At 63.1% G+C, this 14,108-nt stretch carries 12 protein-coding genes; 6 read left to right on the top strand and 6 right to left on the bottom strand.

What is annotated here, in order from left to right:
* Window positions 1-66: 66 nt before the first annotated feature.
* From rpoZ to AC56LG_RS05205, 3 genes are all read right to left on the bottom strand, one after another.
* The gene (gene rpoZ / locus AC56LG_RS05215; protein WP_005665923.1) at window positions 67-270 is read right to left on the bottom strand and encodes a DNA-directed RNA polymerase subunit omega; all 204 of its coding nucleotides are present in this window, start codon (window positions 268-270) and stop codon (window positions 67-69) included.
* Between the two features lie 54 nt (window positions 271-324).
* Window positions 325-969 carry a guanylate kinase gene (gene gmk, locus AC56LG_RS05210; RefSeq protein WP_497165065.1) on the bottom strand — a complete coding sequence of 215 codons (645 nt, stop codon included), beginning with the start codon at window positions 967-969 and terminating at the stop codon, window positions 325-327.
* A gap of 183 nt (window positions 970-1,152) precedes the next feature.
* On the bottom strand, window positions 1,153-2,040 hold the full coding sequence (locus AC56LG_RS05205; protein WP_497165064.1) for a YicC/YloC family endoribonuclease: 888 nt from the start codon (window positions 2,038-2,040) through the stop codon (window positions 1,153-1,155).
* Window positions 2,041-2,200: 160 nt separating this feature from the next.
* Here AC56LG_RS05205 and AC56LG_RS05200 point away from each other — a divergent pair, with 160 nt between their 5' ends.
* The 5 genes from AC56LG_RS05200 (at window position 2,201) to hemW (ending at window position 6,942) form a co-directional block, all read left to right on the top strand.
* On the top strand, window positions 2,201-3,196 hold the full coding sequence (locus AC56LG_RS05200; protein WP_497165063.1) for a serine/threonine protein kinase: 996 nt from the start codon (window positions 2,201-2,203) through the stop codon (window positions 3,194-3,196).
* Between the two features lie 23 nt (window positions 3,197-3,219).
* A complete protein-coding gene (locus tag AC56LG_RS05195; protein ID WP_497165062.1) occupies window positions 3,220-4,140 on the top strand; it encodes a PP2C family protein-serine/threonine phosphatase in 921 nt (306 codons plus the stop codon).
* Between the two features lie 12 nt (window positions 4,141-4,152).
* Window positions 4,153-4,881: a ribonuclease PH gene (gene rph / locus AC56LG_RS05190; RefSeq protein WP_497165061.1), complete on the top strand. Its 729-nt coding sequence runs from the start codon at window positions 4,153-4,155 to the stop codon at window positions 4,879-4,881.
* Window positions 4,882-5,119: 238 nt separating this feature from the next.
* Window positions 5,120-5,704 carry an RdgB/HAM1 family non-canonical purine NTP pyrophosphatase gene (rdgB, locus tag AC56LG_RS05185; protein ID WP_497165060.1) on the top strand — a complete coding sequence of 195 codons (585 nt, stop codon included), beginning with the start codon at window positions 5,120-5,122 and terminating at the stop codon, window positions 5,702-5,704.
* Window positions 5,701-6,942, top strand: coding sequence for a radical SAM family heme chaperone HemW (gene hemW, locus AC56LG_RS05180; protein ID WP_497165059.1), 1,242 nt, complete (start codon window positions 5,701-5,703; stop codon window positions 6,940-6,942). Before rdgB ends, hemW begins: the two co-directional genes overlap by 4 nt.
* A gap of 182 nt (window positions 6,943-7,124) precedes the next feature.
* Here hemW and AC56LG_RS05175 read toward each other — a convergent pair whose 3' ends face one another.
* Window positions 7,125-8,066 carry a M28 family peptidase gene (locus AC56LG_RS05175; protein WP_497165058.1) on the bottom strand — a complete coding sequence of 314 codons (942 nt, stop codon included), beginning with the start codon at window positions 8,064-8,066 and terminating at the stop codon, window positions 7,125-7,127.
* Window positions 8,067-8,503: 437 nt separating this feature from the next.
* On the opposite strand from AC56LG_RS05175, the gene AC56LG_RS05170 reads away from it, so the two are divergent.
* Window positions 8,504-8,959, top strand: coding sequence for a pentapeptide repeat-containing protein (locus tag AC56LG_RS05170; RefSeq protein WP_497165057.1), 456 nt, complete (start codon window positions 8,504-8,506; stop codon window positions 8,957-8,959).
* A 518-nt stretch (window positions 8,960-9,477) separates the two neighbouring features.
* Here the strand turns inward: AC56LG_RS05170 and AC56LG_RS05165 are convergent.
* The gene (locus AC56LG_RS05165; protein WP_497165056.1) at window positions 9,478-10,923 is read right to left on the bottom strand and encodes an efflux transporter outer membrane subunit; all 1,446 of its coding nucleotides are present in this window, start codon (window positions 10,921-10,923) and stop codon (window positions 9,478-9,480) included.
* Window positions 10,924-14,094 carry an efflux RND transporter permease subunit gene (locus AC56LG_RS05160; protein ID WP_497165055.1) on the bottom strand — a complete coding sequence of 1,057 codons (3,171 nt, stop codon included), beginning with the start codon at window positions 14,092-14,094 and terminating at the stop codon, window positions 10,924-10,926.
* Between the last annotated feature and the right edge of the window lie 14 nt (window positions 14,095-14,108).

Below are 14,108 nucleotides of genomic sequence, written 5' to 3'. Positions count from 1 at the left end.
GTGGTGACAGAATAACAGAATTAGGAATCGATACAGCCAGGCGTGCCGGCGTACCGGCAACGGTATTTACATCGGCACTTTTTTCAGCATTTCCAGGCCGACTTTGCCGGCGGCGATCTCGCGCAGGGCGACGACGGTCGGCTTGTCCTTGGCTTCGACTTTCGGGGTGTGGCCCTGGAGCAGCTGGCGTGCGCGATAGGTCGCGGCCAGGGTCAGCTGGAAGCGGTTCGGGACGTTTTTGAGGCAATCTTCGATAGTAATACGGGCCATGTTTGTAGCTCCTGAAATGGACAATAGTGCAGCGGCGCAGACGACGCTAGCAGTTTACGTGGGTTGCAGTACGTGGATTCCCAATTGGGCAAACAGCGAGGCGTTGCGGGCGGCCTGTTGGGCGAAGCGGCAACGTGTCGCCTGGACAATCGCCCGCAGCTCGGACAGGGCGACATTGAACTCTTCGTTGATGATAGCATATTCGAACTCGGGAGCGTGAGCGATCTCGCCCCCTGCGGCCAGCAAACGGCGCGTGATGATGTGCGGTTCGTCGGTGCCGCGCTTGTGCAGGCGTTCTTCCAGCGCTTCGATCGACGGCGGCAGGATGAAGATGCCGGCCGCATCGGGGAATTGCTTCTTTACCTGGCGCGCACCCTGCCAGTCGATTTCCAGCAGGATATCGGTACCGCTCTTCATTTTTTCTTCGACGCTGGCGCGGCTGGTGCCGTAGAAATTACCGTGCACTTCCGCCCATTCCAGGAATTCGCCGCGGTCGGCGCGCTCGACGAAATCCTCGGCCGTCGTGAAGTGGTAGTGGACGCCATCTTCTTCGCCGACGCGCGGCTGGCGCGTGGTGGTCGAGATCGACAGCTGGATGCCTGGCTCCTGCGCCAGCAGCGCATTGACCAGGGTCGATTTGCCGGCGCCGGACGGGGCGGCGACGACGAACAGGCTGCCGGAAAAAGCGGGGGTGATCATGGGTATTCCTTTGTTTCGATTATTCGGCTGTACAAGTCCGCGTGGGCAGCATTTCTGGCTAAATGCCAGAAATGCGAATGCCCACCCTACCACTTCCCGTAGGGTGGGCACTTGTGCCCACGCGGTACGACGTTTGCACGTCGTGCGGTCGGAAAATGCACGCGACCGCGAATTTTCGTCTATTTACTCCAGGTTCTGCACCTGCTCCCGCATCTGCTCGATCAGCAGTTTCAGCTCCATCGACGCATCCGCCAGTTCCTTGACCGACGCCTTGGCGCCCAGCGTATTCGCCTCGCGATTGAGTTCCTGCATCATGAAGTCGAGCCGCTTGCCGACCTGCCCACCCTTTTTCAGGATATGGCGCGTCTCGTTCAGGTGCGCGCTCAGGCGCGACAACTCTTCCGAGACATCGATACGGATGCCATATAACGTCACTTCCTGGCGGATGCGCTCGAACACTTCCTGGCGCGTCAGCGTCGATGGGTTGCCGTGCCCGGCCAGGCCCAGCGCATCCTGCATGCGTTCGACCGCCTTTTGCTGGAAGCCGGCGATCACTTGCGGGATCAGCGGCGTGATGCGCTTGACGATCGCTTCCATGGAATCGATGCGCGACTGCAGCATCGTTTCCAGCGCCGCGCCTTCGCGCTTGCGGCTGTCGACGAAGGCGGCGATGGTTTTCGCCGTGAGGGCGGCGACGTCGGCCTGGAGCGACTCCTGGCCAATGTGCGCTTCCTCGACCACGCCCGGCCAGCGCAGCAGTTCGGCGACCGTCATCGGCTGCGCCTGCGCGAAGTGCTGTGCGATCTCGCCTTGCAGGCGCGCCAGGTCGGCCAGCAATTCCTGGTTCAGCGCCTGGGCGCCGCCGGCGACCTTGCGGCCAAAGGACAGGCGTGCCTCGACCTTGCCGCGCGTGATGGCGGCCATGATGGCGGCGCGCAGGTCCGGTTCCAGCGCGCGCAATTCGTCGTTGATGCGGAACTGAAGATCGAGGAAGCGCGAATTGACGCTCTTGATCTCGATTGTGAGGGTGCCCGCAGCGCCTTCGCTGGTGGCCACCGCATAACCTGTCATGCTTGAAATACTCAATGGAGTCCCCGGTTTTTAGAGCGTCCGTCCAAAACAACACGACGTGCGTTGTACACGCGTATTTACTTTTGCCGGTCGTTCATTATTCTTTACAAGACCGACATTTATCCACACAATCGCCGTGTTATGCAAGGAACTCTTCAGTATGGCCGCACAAAATAACGCACCCTTGCCGGAAGGGCTGGAGATCGCGGGATATCGCATTGTAAAGAAAATCGCGTCGGGCGGGTTCAGTATTGTCTATCTTGCATATGATGCCGAGGGCAGCGCCGTCGCCATCAAGGAATACCTGCCGAGCGCGCTGGCGCTGCGCCAGCCGGGCGAACTGGCGCCGATCATCCCCCGGCCGAACCAGCCCCTGTTCCGCATCGGCCTGAAGTGCTTTTTCGAAGAGGGACGGGCGCTGGCGCGCGTAAACCATCCGAACGTCGTGCGCATCCTGAACTTTTTCCGCGCCAACGACACCGTGTACATGGTGATGGCCTACGAGTCCGGCCAGTCGCTGCAGGAACATATCGCCCGCAGCAATGGCAAGGGTAGTCGCCTCGGCGAAGGTTTCGTGCGCAAGACCTTCGACGGCGTTTGCCGCGGCCTGCGCGAAACCCACGCCAACAAGCTGTTGCACCTGGACCTGAAACCGGCCAACATCTACCTGCGCAGCGACGGCGCGCCGATCCTGCTCGACTTCGGCGCGGCGCGCCAGGCAGTGGGGTTCGATGCGCCGATGCTCGCGCCGATGTATACGCCAGGCTTCGCGCCGCCCGAGCTCTACACCCGGGGCGCGCCGCTCGGCCCCTGGTCCGACATCTACAGCCTGGGCGCGGCCATGTTCGCCTGCATGGCCGGCGCGCCGCCGCAAGCGGCCGATGCGCGCAAGCTGGACGACAAGCTCGAGGATAAGCTCAAAGCGCACTTCGAGCGCATGGCGGGCAGCTATTCGCCCGAGCTGGTAGCCATGGTGCGCGCCTGCCTCGCGCTCGACCCGCTGGCGCGTCCGCAAAGCGTATTCGCCGTACACAAGGTGCTGCAGGCGGCGCCACGCGTGCCGCTGGCTGCCGAGCCGGTGGCCGCCGAGCCGTCCGCGAGCGGATTGCGCGGCCTGCTGGGGCGCATCGGCGGCTTCGGCCGCGGCCGCCAATAATCACAATCTTCGGGAGTCCCGGCATGCAGTTTTCCGTCTACCAGCACAGCCATATCGGCGGCCGCAAGGTCAATCAGGACCGCATGGGCTACTGCTTCACGCGCGATGCGCTACTGCTGGTGCTGGCCGACGGCATGGGCGGCCACCAGCACGGCGAGATCGCCGCGACGATCGCCATGCAGACGCTGTCGATGCTGTTCCAGATGGCGGCCAAGCCGTATATCAAGAAGCCCGAGCGCTTCCTGGAAGACGCGATGCAGCAGGCGCACCGCGACATCCTGGCCTACATGGCGCGCCACAAGCTGGACGAGAGTCCGCGCACGACGGTGGTCGCCTGCCTGGTGCAGCACAATTGCGCCGTCTGGGCGCACTGCGGCGATTCGCGCCTGTACTGGGTGCGCGCTAATCAGGTGCTGGCACAGACGCGCGACCACTCACACCTCGAATACCTGATCGCCAAGGGCCTGGCCAGTCCCGCCGAGCGCGCCAGCCACCCCGACCGCAACAAGCTCTACAACTGCCTCGGCGGCGGCAACGCGCCGCGCATCGAACTGTCGCGCCAGGCCGGCCTGGCGCCGGGCGACGTGCTGCTGCTGTGCTCCGACGGCCTGTGGTCGATGGTGCCGGATGCCGAGATCGTGCAAAAACTCGCCACACGCACGGTGGTGCAGGCGGTGCCCGAGCTGGTGTCGATGGCCGTTGCCATCGGCGGCCCGCGCGCCGACAACACGACCGCGCTGGCGATCAACTGGCAGGGCGCCGACAATGCCGCCGGCGCCGGCCCGAACGTGATCTCGACCCAGATGCTGCCGGAAGACGGGGTCGGCAGCACGATCAATAACGTCGCCGCGCTCGATGCCGACCCTTTCGACGAAGACGCCATCGAAAAGGCGATCGCCGAGATCAACCAGGCGATCGAGAAGTCGTCCCACTTACTTAAATAAAAAGGTTTATCAATGCCATTCGAATCCCGCCCCAGCGGCCGCGCCGTCGACCAGTTGCGCAGCATCCGCATCACCCGCCAGTACACCAAGCACGCCGAGGGTTCGGTCTTGATCGAATGCGGCGACACCAAGGTGATCTGCACCGCCAGCATCGAAGACAAGGTGCCGGGCTTCCTGAAGGGCAAAGGGCAGGGCTGGCTGACGGCCGAATACGGCATGCTGCCGCGTTCGACCCACACGCGCATGGACCGCGAAGCCGCGCGCGGCAAGCAGTCCGGCCGTACGCAAGAGATCCAGCGCCTGATCGGCCGCTCGCTGCGCGCCGCCTTCGACTTGCAGGCCTTTGGCGAACGCACCCTGCACCTCGACTGCGACGTGATCCAGGCCGACGGCGGCACCCGCACCGCCTCGATCACCGGCGCCATGGTCGCCGCCTACGACGCCTTCAACGCACTGGTCGCACGTGGCGCCATTTCGTCGGTGCCGGTCAGGCATTTCGTCGCCGCGATCTCGGTCGGCGTCTACCAGGGCGAGCCGGTGCTGGACCTCGATTACGTGGAAGATTCGGGCTGCGACACCGACATGAACGTGGTGATGACGGAGGCGGGGCATTTCATTGAAGTGCAGGGGACGGCGGAAGGCGCCGCCTTCGATCGCGCGGGCATGAATCGTTTGCTGGACCTGGCCGAGGGCGGGATCAAGGAATTAGTGCGGATGCAGAAGAGCGCACTCGGCATTTAATACCGATGGCCGTTGTGTAACGTAGGGTGGGCTCTCCGAGCCCACGCGGTCGTACCGTTGCGTACTAAACGCTTTACAAGAACCTCTCCGTTCGTATACCGCGACCACGCGTCGCGTTTCGATACACATGCGGCGTACCGCGTGGGCTCGGAGAGCCCACCCTACGGTGCACTACCGCCAACGGCTGTAAAATACCCGCTTCTGTTCCTCCGCCTCGATTTTCGTTTTGACCCCCACCATGACCCAACGCCTCATCCTCGCCTCCAACAACGCCGGCAAACTGAAGGAATTCCAGCAAATCCTCGGCCCCATCGGTTTCACCCTGCATCCGCAAGGCGAATTCGACGTCCCGGAAGCGGAAGAACCGCACGCTACCTTCGTCGAAAACGCGCTGGAAAAGGCACGCCACGCGTCGCGCCTGACCGGCCTGCCGGCGCTGGCCGACGATTCCGGCGTGTGCGTCAACGCCCTCGGCGGCGCACCCGGCGTGTACTCGGCGCGCTTCGCCGGCGAACCGAAATCGGATGCGCGCAACAGCGCCAAGCTGGTGGCGGACCTGGCGGACAAAGCCGACAAGTCGGCCTATTACTACTGCGTGCTGGTCTACGTGCGCCACGCCGACGACCCGCAACCGGTGATCGCAGATGGCCGCTGGGATGGTGAAATCATCGCCGAAGCGCGCGGCGACAACGGCTTCGGCTACGATCCGCACTTCCTGATTCCGGCGCTGGGCAAGACCACGGCCGAGCTGACGCCCGTTGAAAAGAACGCGCAGTCGCACCGTGGCCAGGCCCTGCGCGCACTGGTCGAGAAACTGCGATGATCCCGATTAAGGTAGCCGGCGCCGTTTCAAACGAGCCGCGTAATCCCGCCACCGCTGCGCTGCAATACCTGCAGCCGGGCGCATTGAACCTGACCGCCTTGCCGCCGCTGTCGCTCTACATCCACTTCCCGTGGTGCGTGCGCAAGTGCCCGTATTGCGACTTCAATTCGCACGAAGCCAAGGGCGAACTGCCGGAGCAGGAATACCTCGACGCCGTGCGCCTCGACCTGGAGCAGTCGCTGCCCCTGATCTGGGGCCGCAAGATCCACACGGTGTTCATCGGCGGCGGCACGCCGAGCCTGATGTCGGCGGCCGGGCTCGATCGCCTGCTGTCGGACGTGCGCACGCTGCTGCCGCTGGAAATCAATGCCGAGATCACGATGGAAGCCAATCCCGGCACCTTCGAGATCGAAAAATTCCGCCACTACCGCGACAGTGGCGTGAACCGCCTCTCGATCGGCATCCAGAGTTTCAATGGCGAACACCTGAAATCGCTGGGCCGCATCCACGACGAGCGCGAAGCGCTGCGCGCAGTCGAGATCGCAACCTCCACCTTCGACAATTTCAACCTCGACCTGATGTACGCGCTGCCGTCGCAGACGCTGGCGCAGGCCGAGCACGACATCAGGACTGCGCTGTCGTTTTCTCCGCCGCACCTGTCGCTGTACCACCTGACGATGGAACCGAACACGGTCTTCGCCAAGTACCCGCCAGCGCTGCCGGACGACGACACCAGCGCCGACATGCAGGACATGATCGCGGAGACGATGACGGCCGCCGGCTTCGACCACTACGAAGTCTCGGCCTATGCGCGGCCGGGCCGGCGCGCGGCGCACAACCTGAACTACTGGCATTTCGGCGACTACCTCGGCATCGGCGCCGGCGCCCATTCGAAGATCTCGTTCCCGCACCGCATCCTGCGCCAGGCGCGCTTCAAGCAGCCGGCCTCGTTCATGGAAGCGGCCAAACGGGGCAACCCGGTACAGGAAGAACACGAAATCGCCCGCGCCGACATGGGCTTCGAGTTCATGCTCAACACCCTGCGCCTGACCGAAGGTTTCGATCCGAACCTGTTCAACGAGCGCACCGGCATGAGCATCACCGCGATCCGGGAAGCGCTCGATGCGGCCGAAGCCAAGGGCTTGCTCTACCGCGATTTCAAACTGATTCGGCCGACGGAGCTGGGGCAGCGTTTTCTCAACGACTTGCAAGAGATGTTTTTGGGCGAGGGGAAGTAGGGCGCGTCGGGTGCGGGCGAGGGCGGCGTTGGTGGCTGCGGAACCGCCGTACCGCGTGGGCAAAGCCCACCCTACAAGAGCGGACTCGTCACCGTCGTCGATACCTTCGAATGTCCGCGGATCGTAGGGTGGACTCCGTCCACGCGTAAACGTACCGCACCACGGAACGTCTCAAACAAACGCTACCCCTGCGCCGCCCCCGCCAACGCCACGATCGTCTTCGCCAATCCATTCACCACCCGCGCCATGCTCTCGTAATCGAGCTTGTCCGGCGTATCCTCCGCCGTGTGATAGTAGGGATAACGCATGAACGCCGTGTCGGTGATCATCAGCGCCGGATAGCCATGGCGGTTGTAGGAAGCATGGTCCGACAGCGTCACCCCGGTCGTATGCGCCGGCGCGGCCAGGCCGTGCGCCGGGAAGTCGGTCGAAGCGCGGAACGCCGCCAGTGCCTCGCGCACCAGCGCTGACGATTCCAGCGTGCCGACAAAGGCGATGAAATTGCCGGTCGACGGATACCGCCCCTCCAGCCCCGGCGGCAACTGCTGCGTGTTCGGCTTGTCGGTGTAATAGCCCATCGTTTCCAGTACCAGCGCCGCCTTGACGTTCTGCCCCTGCCGCTTCATCTCGGCCGCATGTACCATGCTGCCCATCTCTTCGCCCATGAAGTACGGCGGTTCCTCGTTCACGAACAAGACAAAACGCACCTCGGTGCCGGCGGCCGGACGCATGGTTTTCAGCAGCCGCGCCAATTCCAGCACGGCCGCGGTGCCGCTGCCATTGTCATTGGCCCCAGGCGCACCCTGCGCCGAATCGTAGTGCGCCCCGACGATGAAGATGCGCTCGGGCCGCTTGCCCGCCGCCACATTGCTGACCGACACCTCGATATTGCGCACCTTCTGGCCGCCGGCCGCGTACTCCTGACGCGTGGGCCGGTAGCCGGCCTGCACCAGCGCGGTTTCGATGTAGGCCGCGGCTTTCTCCAGCTCGGCGGGCGTGCGCGTGTTGTGCTCGCGCGAGGCGATCGCGACCACATGGCCGCGCAAGCGCTCGGCCAGCGCCGGCGCCGGGACAGCGGCGGTGGAAGTCGGCGTCACGGTCAGCACCGCCAAGATGATAAGCACGATGAGCGCAACAATGGCTTTCCAGTGTGAGTGAAAAAAGTTCCGCATGGCAGTCTTTCGGCGTCGGTTGAGGCCATCAACTGATAGACCGGTCCAGTCTAGCCAAGTTCACCCGTAAGAGACGCACGTATCGAATAGGCAATGACGATGGTGGCTGGTGCTGCCGCCCAGCTATACTCGAGCATCTGCCCCTGCCTGCAAAAGGCTTGTCACGTGTAACGGAAGGTGCCTGACGATGAAGGAAGCCATGAACGATCATCTAGTGAACTGGATCGACAACGACCGTAGCCGGCTGGCCCTCCGGAATACATTCGGAGGAAGCGTTCCCGTACTCGACGACTTGTATCTGGCGCAGCTTGTGAATCATATTTCCTCCTCGGAATCTTGTTGCAATTCCACGAAGCCAAATAATTCAGTGACTTGTTATCGGAGAAAATTTGCGAACCGTTCAAGATAAAGATGGTGATGTCATCTCGCTTGCTGGAAATTTGAACGGAGCAAATTTCGACTCCGTTGATCTTTCTGGTATTGACCTAAGCGGCAAGATAATGGAGGGAGCAATATTTTGTGACGCGGACTTGTCCTTCGCAAATTTGGAATCCTGTGATCTATACTGGGCAATTTTTTTTAGGGCGAACCTTAAAAATGCCGTGTTGCGATGTGCCCTGCTCCGCGGGGCAGATCTAAAATTGGCGGATTTATCAGGTGCAGACTTGAGAGGCGCAAACTTAAGCGTGGATAACCTTGGCGGAGCCACAGAGTTGCAGGGTGCGAATCTTTCTACGTCTCTCGTTGAAGGTGCTGATTTTGCAGGCGCTGAATATGATTCTGATACGCGCTTCCCACCCAATTTTGATCCAATAGCGTGTGGTATGAAGAAGTTGGACAATTAACAGGTGCAGAAATAATAAGCTACGTCCGGGGAATTGGGATGCCGCTGCTCGAAATGAACGATGAGAACATAAACCATGCATGCATTTATTTTCGTTGGGCTTCTAACGCTGGCTGGCTATGCGGTGGGACGGATAATTTGGCATTACACTCATCGGGAACAGCTAGAGAGCGAACTCCCGCGCTATAGCTATTCTGCGAACTGGATCGGTACCGTCATTGTTTTTGGTAGCGCTATTTGGTTAGCTGTTCAATCAAGATATTTGTTTCACTCGATGAGATACCTAAAGTATTGGGGGCATTTTGTTTAATGCTTGCAATATATCTTTCGGGGTGGCGCCCTAAATGGTTCTGGCGGTGGTAACAGCCGGCTGGCGGTAATTCACCTGCACTTACGACGACACGCAAACTCCGAACAAAATCGGCGCTGACAAGTACTTCCACTGTCTGATTGAATCCGTCTCATCCATAAAAAACGGGGCCAAGGCCCCGTTCGTCTTACTACGCATGCGCGCTGATATCAGCGCGCCGCCTGTGCCGGCGACGCCGGCTCGCTCCATCCCCCACCCAGCACGCGATACAGCGTGACCTGGTTCTGCAACCGCTGCAAATTCGCCTGCACCGCCAGCTGCTGCGCCTGGAACAGCGAACGCTGGGCGTCCAGCAGGTCCAGGTAGCTGGCCGCGCCGCTGCGGTAGCGCAGGTCGGACAGGTTGAAGCGGTCCTGCTCGGCCAAGGCCACCGCGCGCTGGGCGCGCAGCTGTTCGCTGAGGGTGGACTGGCCGGCCAGCGCGTCCGCCACTTCGCGGAACGCGGTCTGGATCGACTGCTCGTACTGGGCCACCGCGATGTCGCGGCCGGCACGGGCCGAGTCGACGCCGGCGCGGATGCGGCCGAGGTCGAAGATCGGCAGCACCGCCTGCGGTGCGAAGGTCCAGCCGTAGGAACCGCTCTTGAACAGGCCGGACAGTTCCGTGCTGGCGCTGCCGACGGAACCGGTCAGCGAGATGCGCGGGAAGTAGTTCGCGCGCGCAGCGCCGATGTTGGCGTTGGCCGCGATCAGCTGCTGCTCGGCCGCACGGATGTCCGGACGGGCGATCAGGAGGTCGGACGGCAGGCCGGCCGGCAGGTCAGGCAGTTCGGTCGTTGCCAGCGTGGCGCCGGGCGCCAGGTTGTCGGGAATCGTCTGGCCCACCAGCAGGGTCAGCAGGTTGACGTCCTGGAGGCGCTGGCGCTGGAAGCGGGCCAGCTCGGCGCGCGCGGTCTCGACCAGCGAGACTGACTGCTGCAGTTCCAGCTTCGAGACGACGCCGTTCTCGAAACGCAGGCGCGTCAGGCGGTCAGACTCTTCGCGCGTTTTCAGCGTCTGCTCGGTGATGGCCAGTAGTTCGTCGTCGGCCAGCATCGTCAGGTAGGTATTGGCAACCGACGCGATCAGGCTGATCTGCGTCGTCTTGCGCGCTTCCTCGGTGGCGAGGTATTGCGCCAGCGCCGCTTCCGACAGGTTGCGCACGCGGCCGAACAGGTCGAGCTCGAAGTTCGACACGCCGAAGCCGCCCTGGTAGATGCTCGAAATCGGCGCGTCTTCGCCCGTCGTCTGGCGGTTGCCGGACACGATCGCCGACACCGTCGGCAGGCGGTCGGCGCGCGTGATGCGGTACTGGGCGCGGGCCTGCTCGATGTTCAGGATCGCCACGCGCAGGTCGCGGTTGTTCGCCAGCGACAGCTCGATCAGCTGGCGCAAGCGCGCATCGGCGAAGAAGCGCTGCCATTCCAGGTTGGCCGGGGCCTCGCTGGTGGCGGTCGGCAGCGTGGTGCCGCCGGTCTTCGGCAGCTCCGGGAAGGCCGGGGCAACCGGCGCTGCCGGACGCTCGTACTTCGGCGCCAGCGACATGCAGCCGCTCAGCGCCATGGCCAGGGCCAGGGGAGTAACGATGAGTTTGAACGATTTTTTCAACGAGTTCATTTAGATTTTTTCCTCGATTACCTTGCTGGTGTCAGCTTTCGTGTCGTCTTCATGCGCATACTTCTTGCGCTGGCGCTCGCTGCCCTTGAACAGCTTGCGCACCACCACGAAGAACATCGGCACGAACAGCACGCCCAGGGTCGATGCCGTGATCATGCCGCCCATCACGCCGGTACCGATGGCGCGCTGCGATGCCGAACCGGCGCCGCCTGCGATCACCAGCGGCAGCACGCCGAGGATGAATGCCAGCGAGGTCATGATGATCGGACGGAAGCGCAGGTGCGCCGCCTCGATCGCCGCTTCCATCGGCGAGCGTCCCTGCGCCTGCAGGTCTTTCGCGAACTCGATGATCAGCACCGCGTTCTTCGCCGCCAGGCCGACAATCGTCACCAGCCCGATCTTGAAGTACACGTCGTTCGGGTAGCCGCGCAGCAGGGCTGCCAGCACCGCGCCGAGGATACCGAATGGCACCACCAGCAGCACCGCCACCGGGATCGACCAGCTTTCATACAGGGCCGCCAGGGCCAGGAAGATCGCCAGCAGCGAGAAGGCCATCAGGATGCCCATCGTGCCGCTGGAAAGCTGTTCCTCGCGCGACTGGCCGGTCCACTCGAAGGCGAAGCCGGGCGGCAGCTTGGCTGCCAGCGCTTCCATCTCGGCCAGCGCGTCGCCGGTCGAATAGCCCGGCTTGGCGTCGCCCGAAATGCTCATCGCCGGATAGCCGTTGTAGCGCAGGGTCTGCATCGGACCGGTGATCCACTTGGTGGTCGCGAACGACGACAGCGGCACTGGCTGGCCTTGCACGTTCAGTGCGTTCAGGCGCAGCAGGTCGTCCGGCTGCATGCGGTCTTTCGCATCGGCCTGGACCACCACGCGCTGCAGGCGGCCGGCGTTCGGGAAGTCGTTCACGTACGACGAACCGAGCGATGTCGAGATCGCGGTGTTGATCGCATCGAAAGTGACGCCCAAGGCTTGCGCCTTGTCGCGGTCGATCTCGAGGCTGACCTGCGGTGCATCTTCCAGGCCTTCCGGACGCACGCCGGCCAGGATCGGGCTTTGCGACGCCATGCCGAGCAGCTGGTTACGGGCAGCGAGCAGGGCGTTGTGGCCGTTGCCGCCGCGGTCCTGCAGGCGGAAGCTGAAGCCGGTGCCGCGGCCCAGTTCCGGGATCGGCGGTGGCGACAGCGCGAAGATGAACGCATCGCGCACGCCCGACAGGCCGCCGATGATGCGGTTGGCCACCGCGCCGGCGCTCGAATCGGCGCCCTTGCGCTCGTCCCAGTCCTTCAGCGGGATGAATGCCAGCGCCATGTTCTGGCCGGCGCCCGCGAACGAGAAGCCCAGCACGCTGACCATGTTCGCCACTTCCGGCTGCTTCATGATGAATTGCTCGGCGGTGTGCATCACTTCGCTGGTGCGCTCCAGGGTTGCGCCTGGCGGCAGCTGGATGTTGGCGATGACGTAGCCCTGGTCTTCGTTCGGCAGGAACGAGTTCGGCATGCGCACGAACAGCAGCGTGACCAGGCCGCAGACCAGTACAAAGGCGACCAGGGCGCGGCCGGCGTAACGCGCCAGCTTGCCGACCCAGCTTTCGTAGCCCTTGGCGGTGCGTGCGAAGCGGCGGTTGAACCAGCCGAAGAAACCCTTCTTCTCGTGGTGGTGGCCGGCTTCGACCGGTTTGAGCAAGTGCGCGCACAGGGCAGGGGTCAGCGACAGCGCCAGGAAAGCCGAGAAGGCGATCGAGGACACCATGACGACCGAGAACTGGCGGTAAATGTTACCTACCGCGCCGGCGAAGAAGGCCAGCGGCACGAACACCGACATCAGGACCACGGTCACGCCGATGATGGCGCCCGAGATCTGGCCCATGGCTTTACGGGTCGCCTGCAGCGGCGGCAAGCCTTCTTCGCTCATGATGCGTTCGACGTTCTCGACGACCACGATCGCATCGTCGACGACGATACCGATGACCAGCACCATGCCGAACATGGTCAGCACGTTGATCGAATAGCCCAGCGCCAGCAGCGTACCCAGGGAGCCCAGCAGGGCGACCGGAACCACGATGGTCGGGATGATCGTATAGCGGAAGTTCTGCAGGAACAGGTACATCACCAGGAACACCAGCACCAGCGCTTCGACCAGGGTATGCAGCACCTGCTCGATCGAGATGTCGATGAACTTCGAGCTGTCGAACGGCACCGTCGCCTTCATCCCGGCCGGGAAGAATTTCGACAGTTCGTCCATGCGTTCGCGCACCAGGCGCGCCGTTTCCAGTGCATTGCCCGATGGCGCCAGCTGCACGCCGATACCGGTCGATGGCTTGCCGTTCAGGCGTGCCGAGGTGCCGTAGGCTTGCGCGCCGATTTCGATGCGGGCGACGTCCTTCAGGCGCACGGTCGAGCCGTCCGGATTCGCGCGCAGCACGATGTTGCCGAACTGTTCGACAGTCGACAGCTGGCCGGTCACGACGACCGTTGCGGTGATTTCCTGGCCTTGCGCCAGCGGCAGTTCGCCGATCGTGCCCGACGCCACCTGGGCGTTCTGGCTGCGGATCGCGTTGTTGACGTCGGCCGGCGACAGGCGGAAGCCCACCAGCTTGGCCGGGTCGATCCAGACGCGCATGGCGCGTTCGGTACCGAACAGCTGCGCGGTACCGACGCCCTTGATACGCTGAATTTCGGGCAGGACCGTGCGCGAGGCGTAGTCGCCCAGCGCGATCGGGTCCCACTTCGGATCGTCCGACGACAGGATGGTGAACAGCAGGAAGTTGGCGCGCACCTTGTCGACGCGCACACCCTGCTGGTTCACCGCCGCCGGCAGGCGCGGGGCCGCGCGCGACAGGCGGTTCTGGACGTCGACCTGGGCCAGTTCCGGATCGGTGCCGGTTTCAAAGGTCAGGGTGATCGAGCCGCTGCCGTTGGCGGTGCTGCTCGACTCCATGTAGACCAGACCCGGCGAGCCGTTCATCTCGCGTTCGATGACGGAGATGACCGAGTCTTCCAGGGTCTGGGCCGATGCGCCCGGATAGGCGGCATTCACCACGATCGATGGCGGAGCCACGTTCGGGTACTGGGCGATCGGCAGCTGGGTGATCGAGACCGCGCCGACCACCATGATAAACAGCGCGATCACCCAGGCGAAAATAGGGCGGTCAATAAAGAAACGTGCCATTGCAATAGTCCTGT

The sequence above is a fragment of the Telluria sp. ZB2R32 genome, assembly GCF_059685715.1.
The sequence above is the reverse complement of the archived record's forward strand: the minus strand, read 5'-3'. Positions and strand labels throughout refer to the sequence as shown.

Coding starts and splice junctions, on each gene's coding strand:
- AC56LG_RS05200 (WP_497165063.1), top strand. CDS start 2,201: ATGGCCGCACAAAATAACGCACCCTTGCCGGAAGGGCTGGAGATCGCG.
- AC56LG_RS05195 (WP_497165062.1), top strand. CDS start 3,220: ATGCAGTTTTCCGTCTACCAGCACAGCCATATCGGCGGCCGCAAGGTC.
- rpoZ (WP_005665923.1), bottom strand. CDS start 270: ATGGCCCGTATTACTATCGAAGATTGCCTCAAAAACGTCCCGAACCGC.
- AC56LG_RS05160 (WP_497165055.1), bottom strand. CDS start 14,094: ATGGCACGTTTCTTTATTGACCGCCCTATTTTCGCCTGGGTGATCGCG.
- gmk (WP_497165065.1), bottom strand. CDS start 969: ATGATCACCCCCGCTTTTTCCGGCAGCCTGTTCGTCGTCGCCGCCCCG.
- AC56LG_RS05205 (WP_497165064.1), bottom strand. CDS start 2,040: ATGACAGGTTATGCGGTGGCCACCAGCGAAGGCGCTGCGGGCACCCTC.
- rdgB (WP_497165060.1), top strand. CDS start 5,120: ATGACCCAACGCCTCATCCTCGCCTCCAACAACGCCGGCAAACTGAAG.
- AC56LG_RS05165 (WP_497165056.1), bottom strand. CDS start 10,923: ATGAACTCGTTGAAAAAATCGTTCAAACTCATCGTTACTCCCCTGGCC.
- hemW (WP_497165059.1), top strand. CDS start 5,701: ATGATCCCGATTAAGGTAGCCGGCGCCGTTTCAAACGAGCCGCGTAAT.
- rph (WP_497165061.1), top strand. CDS start 4,153: ATGCCATTCGAATCCCGCCCCAGCGGCCGCGCCGTCGACCAGTTGCGC.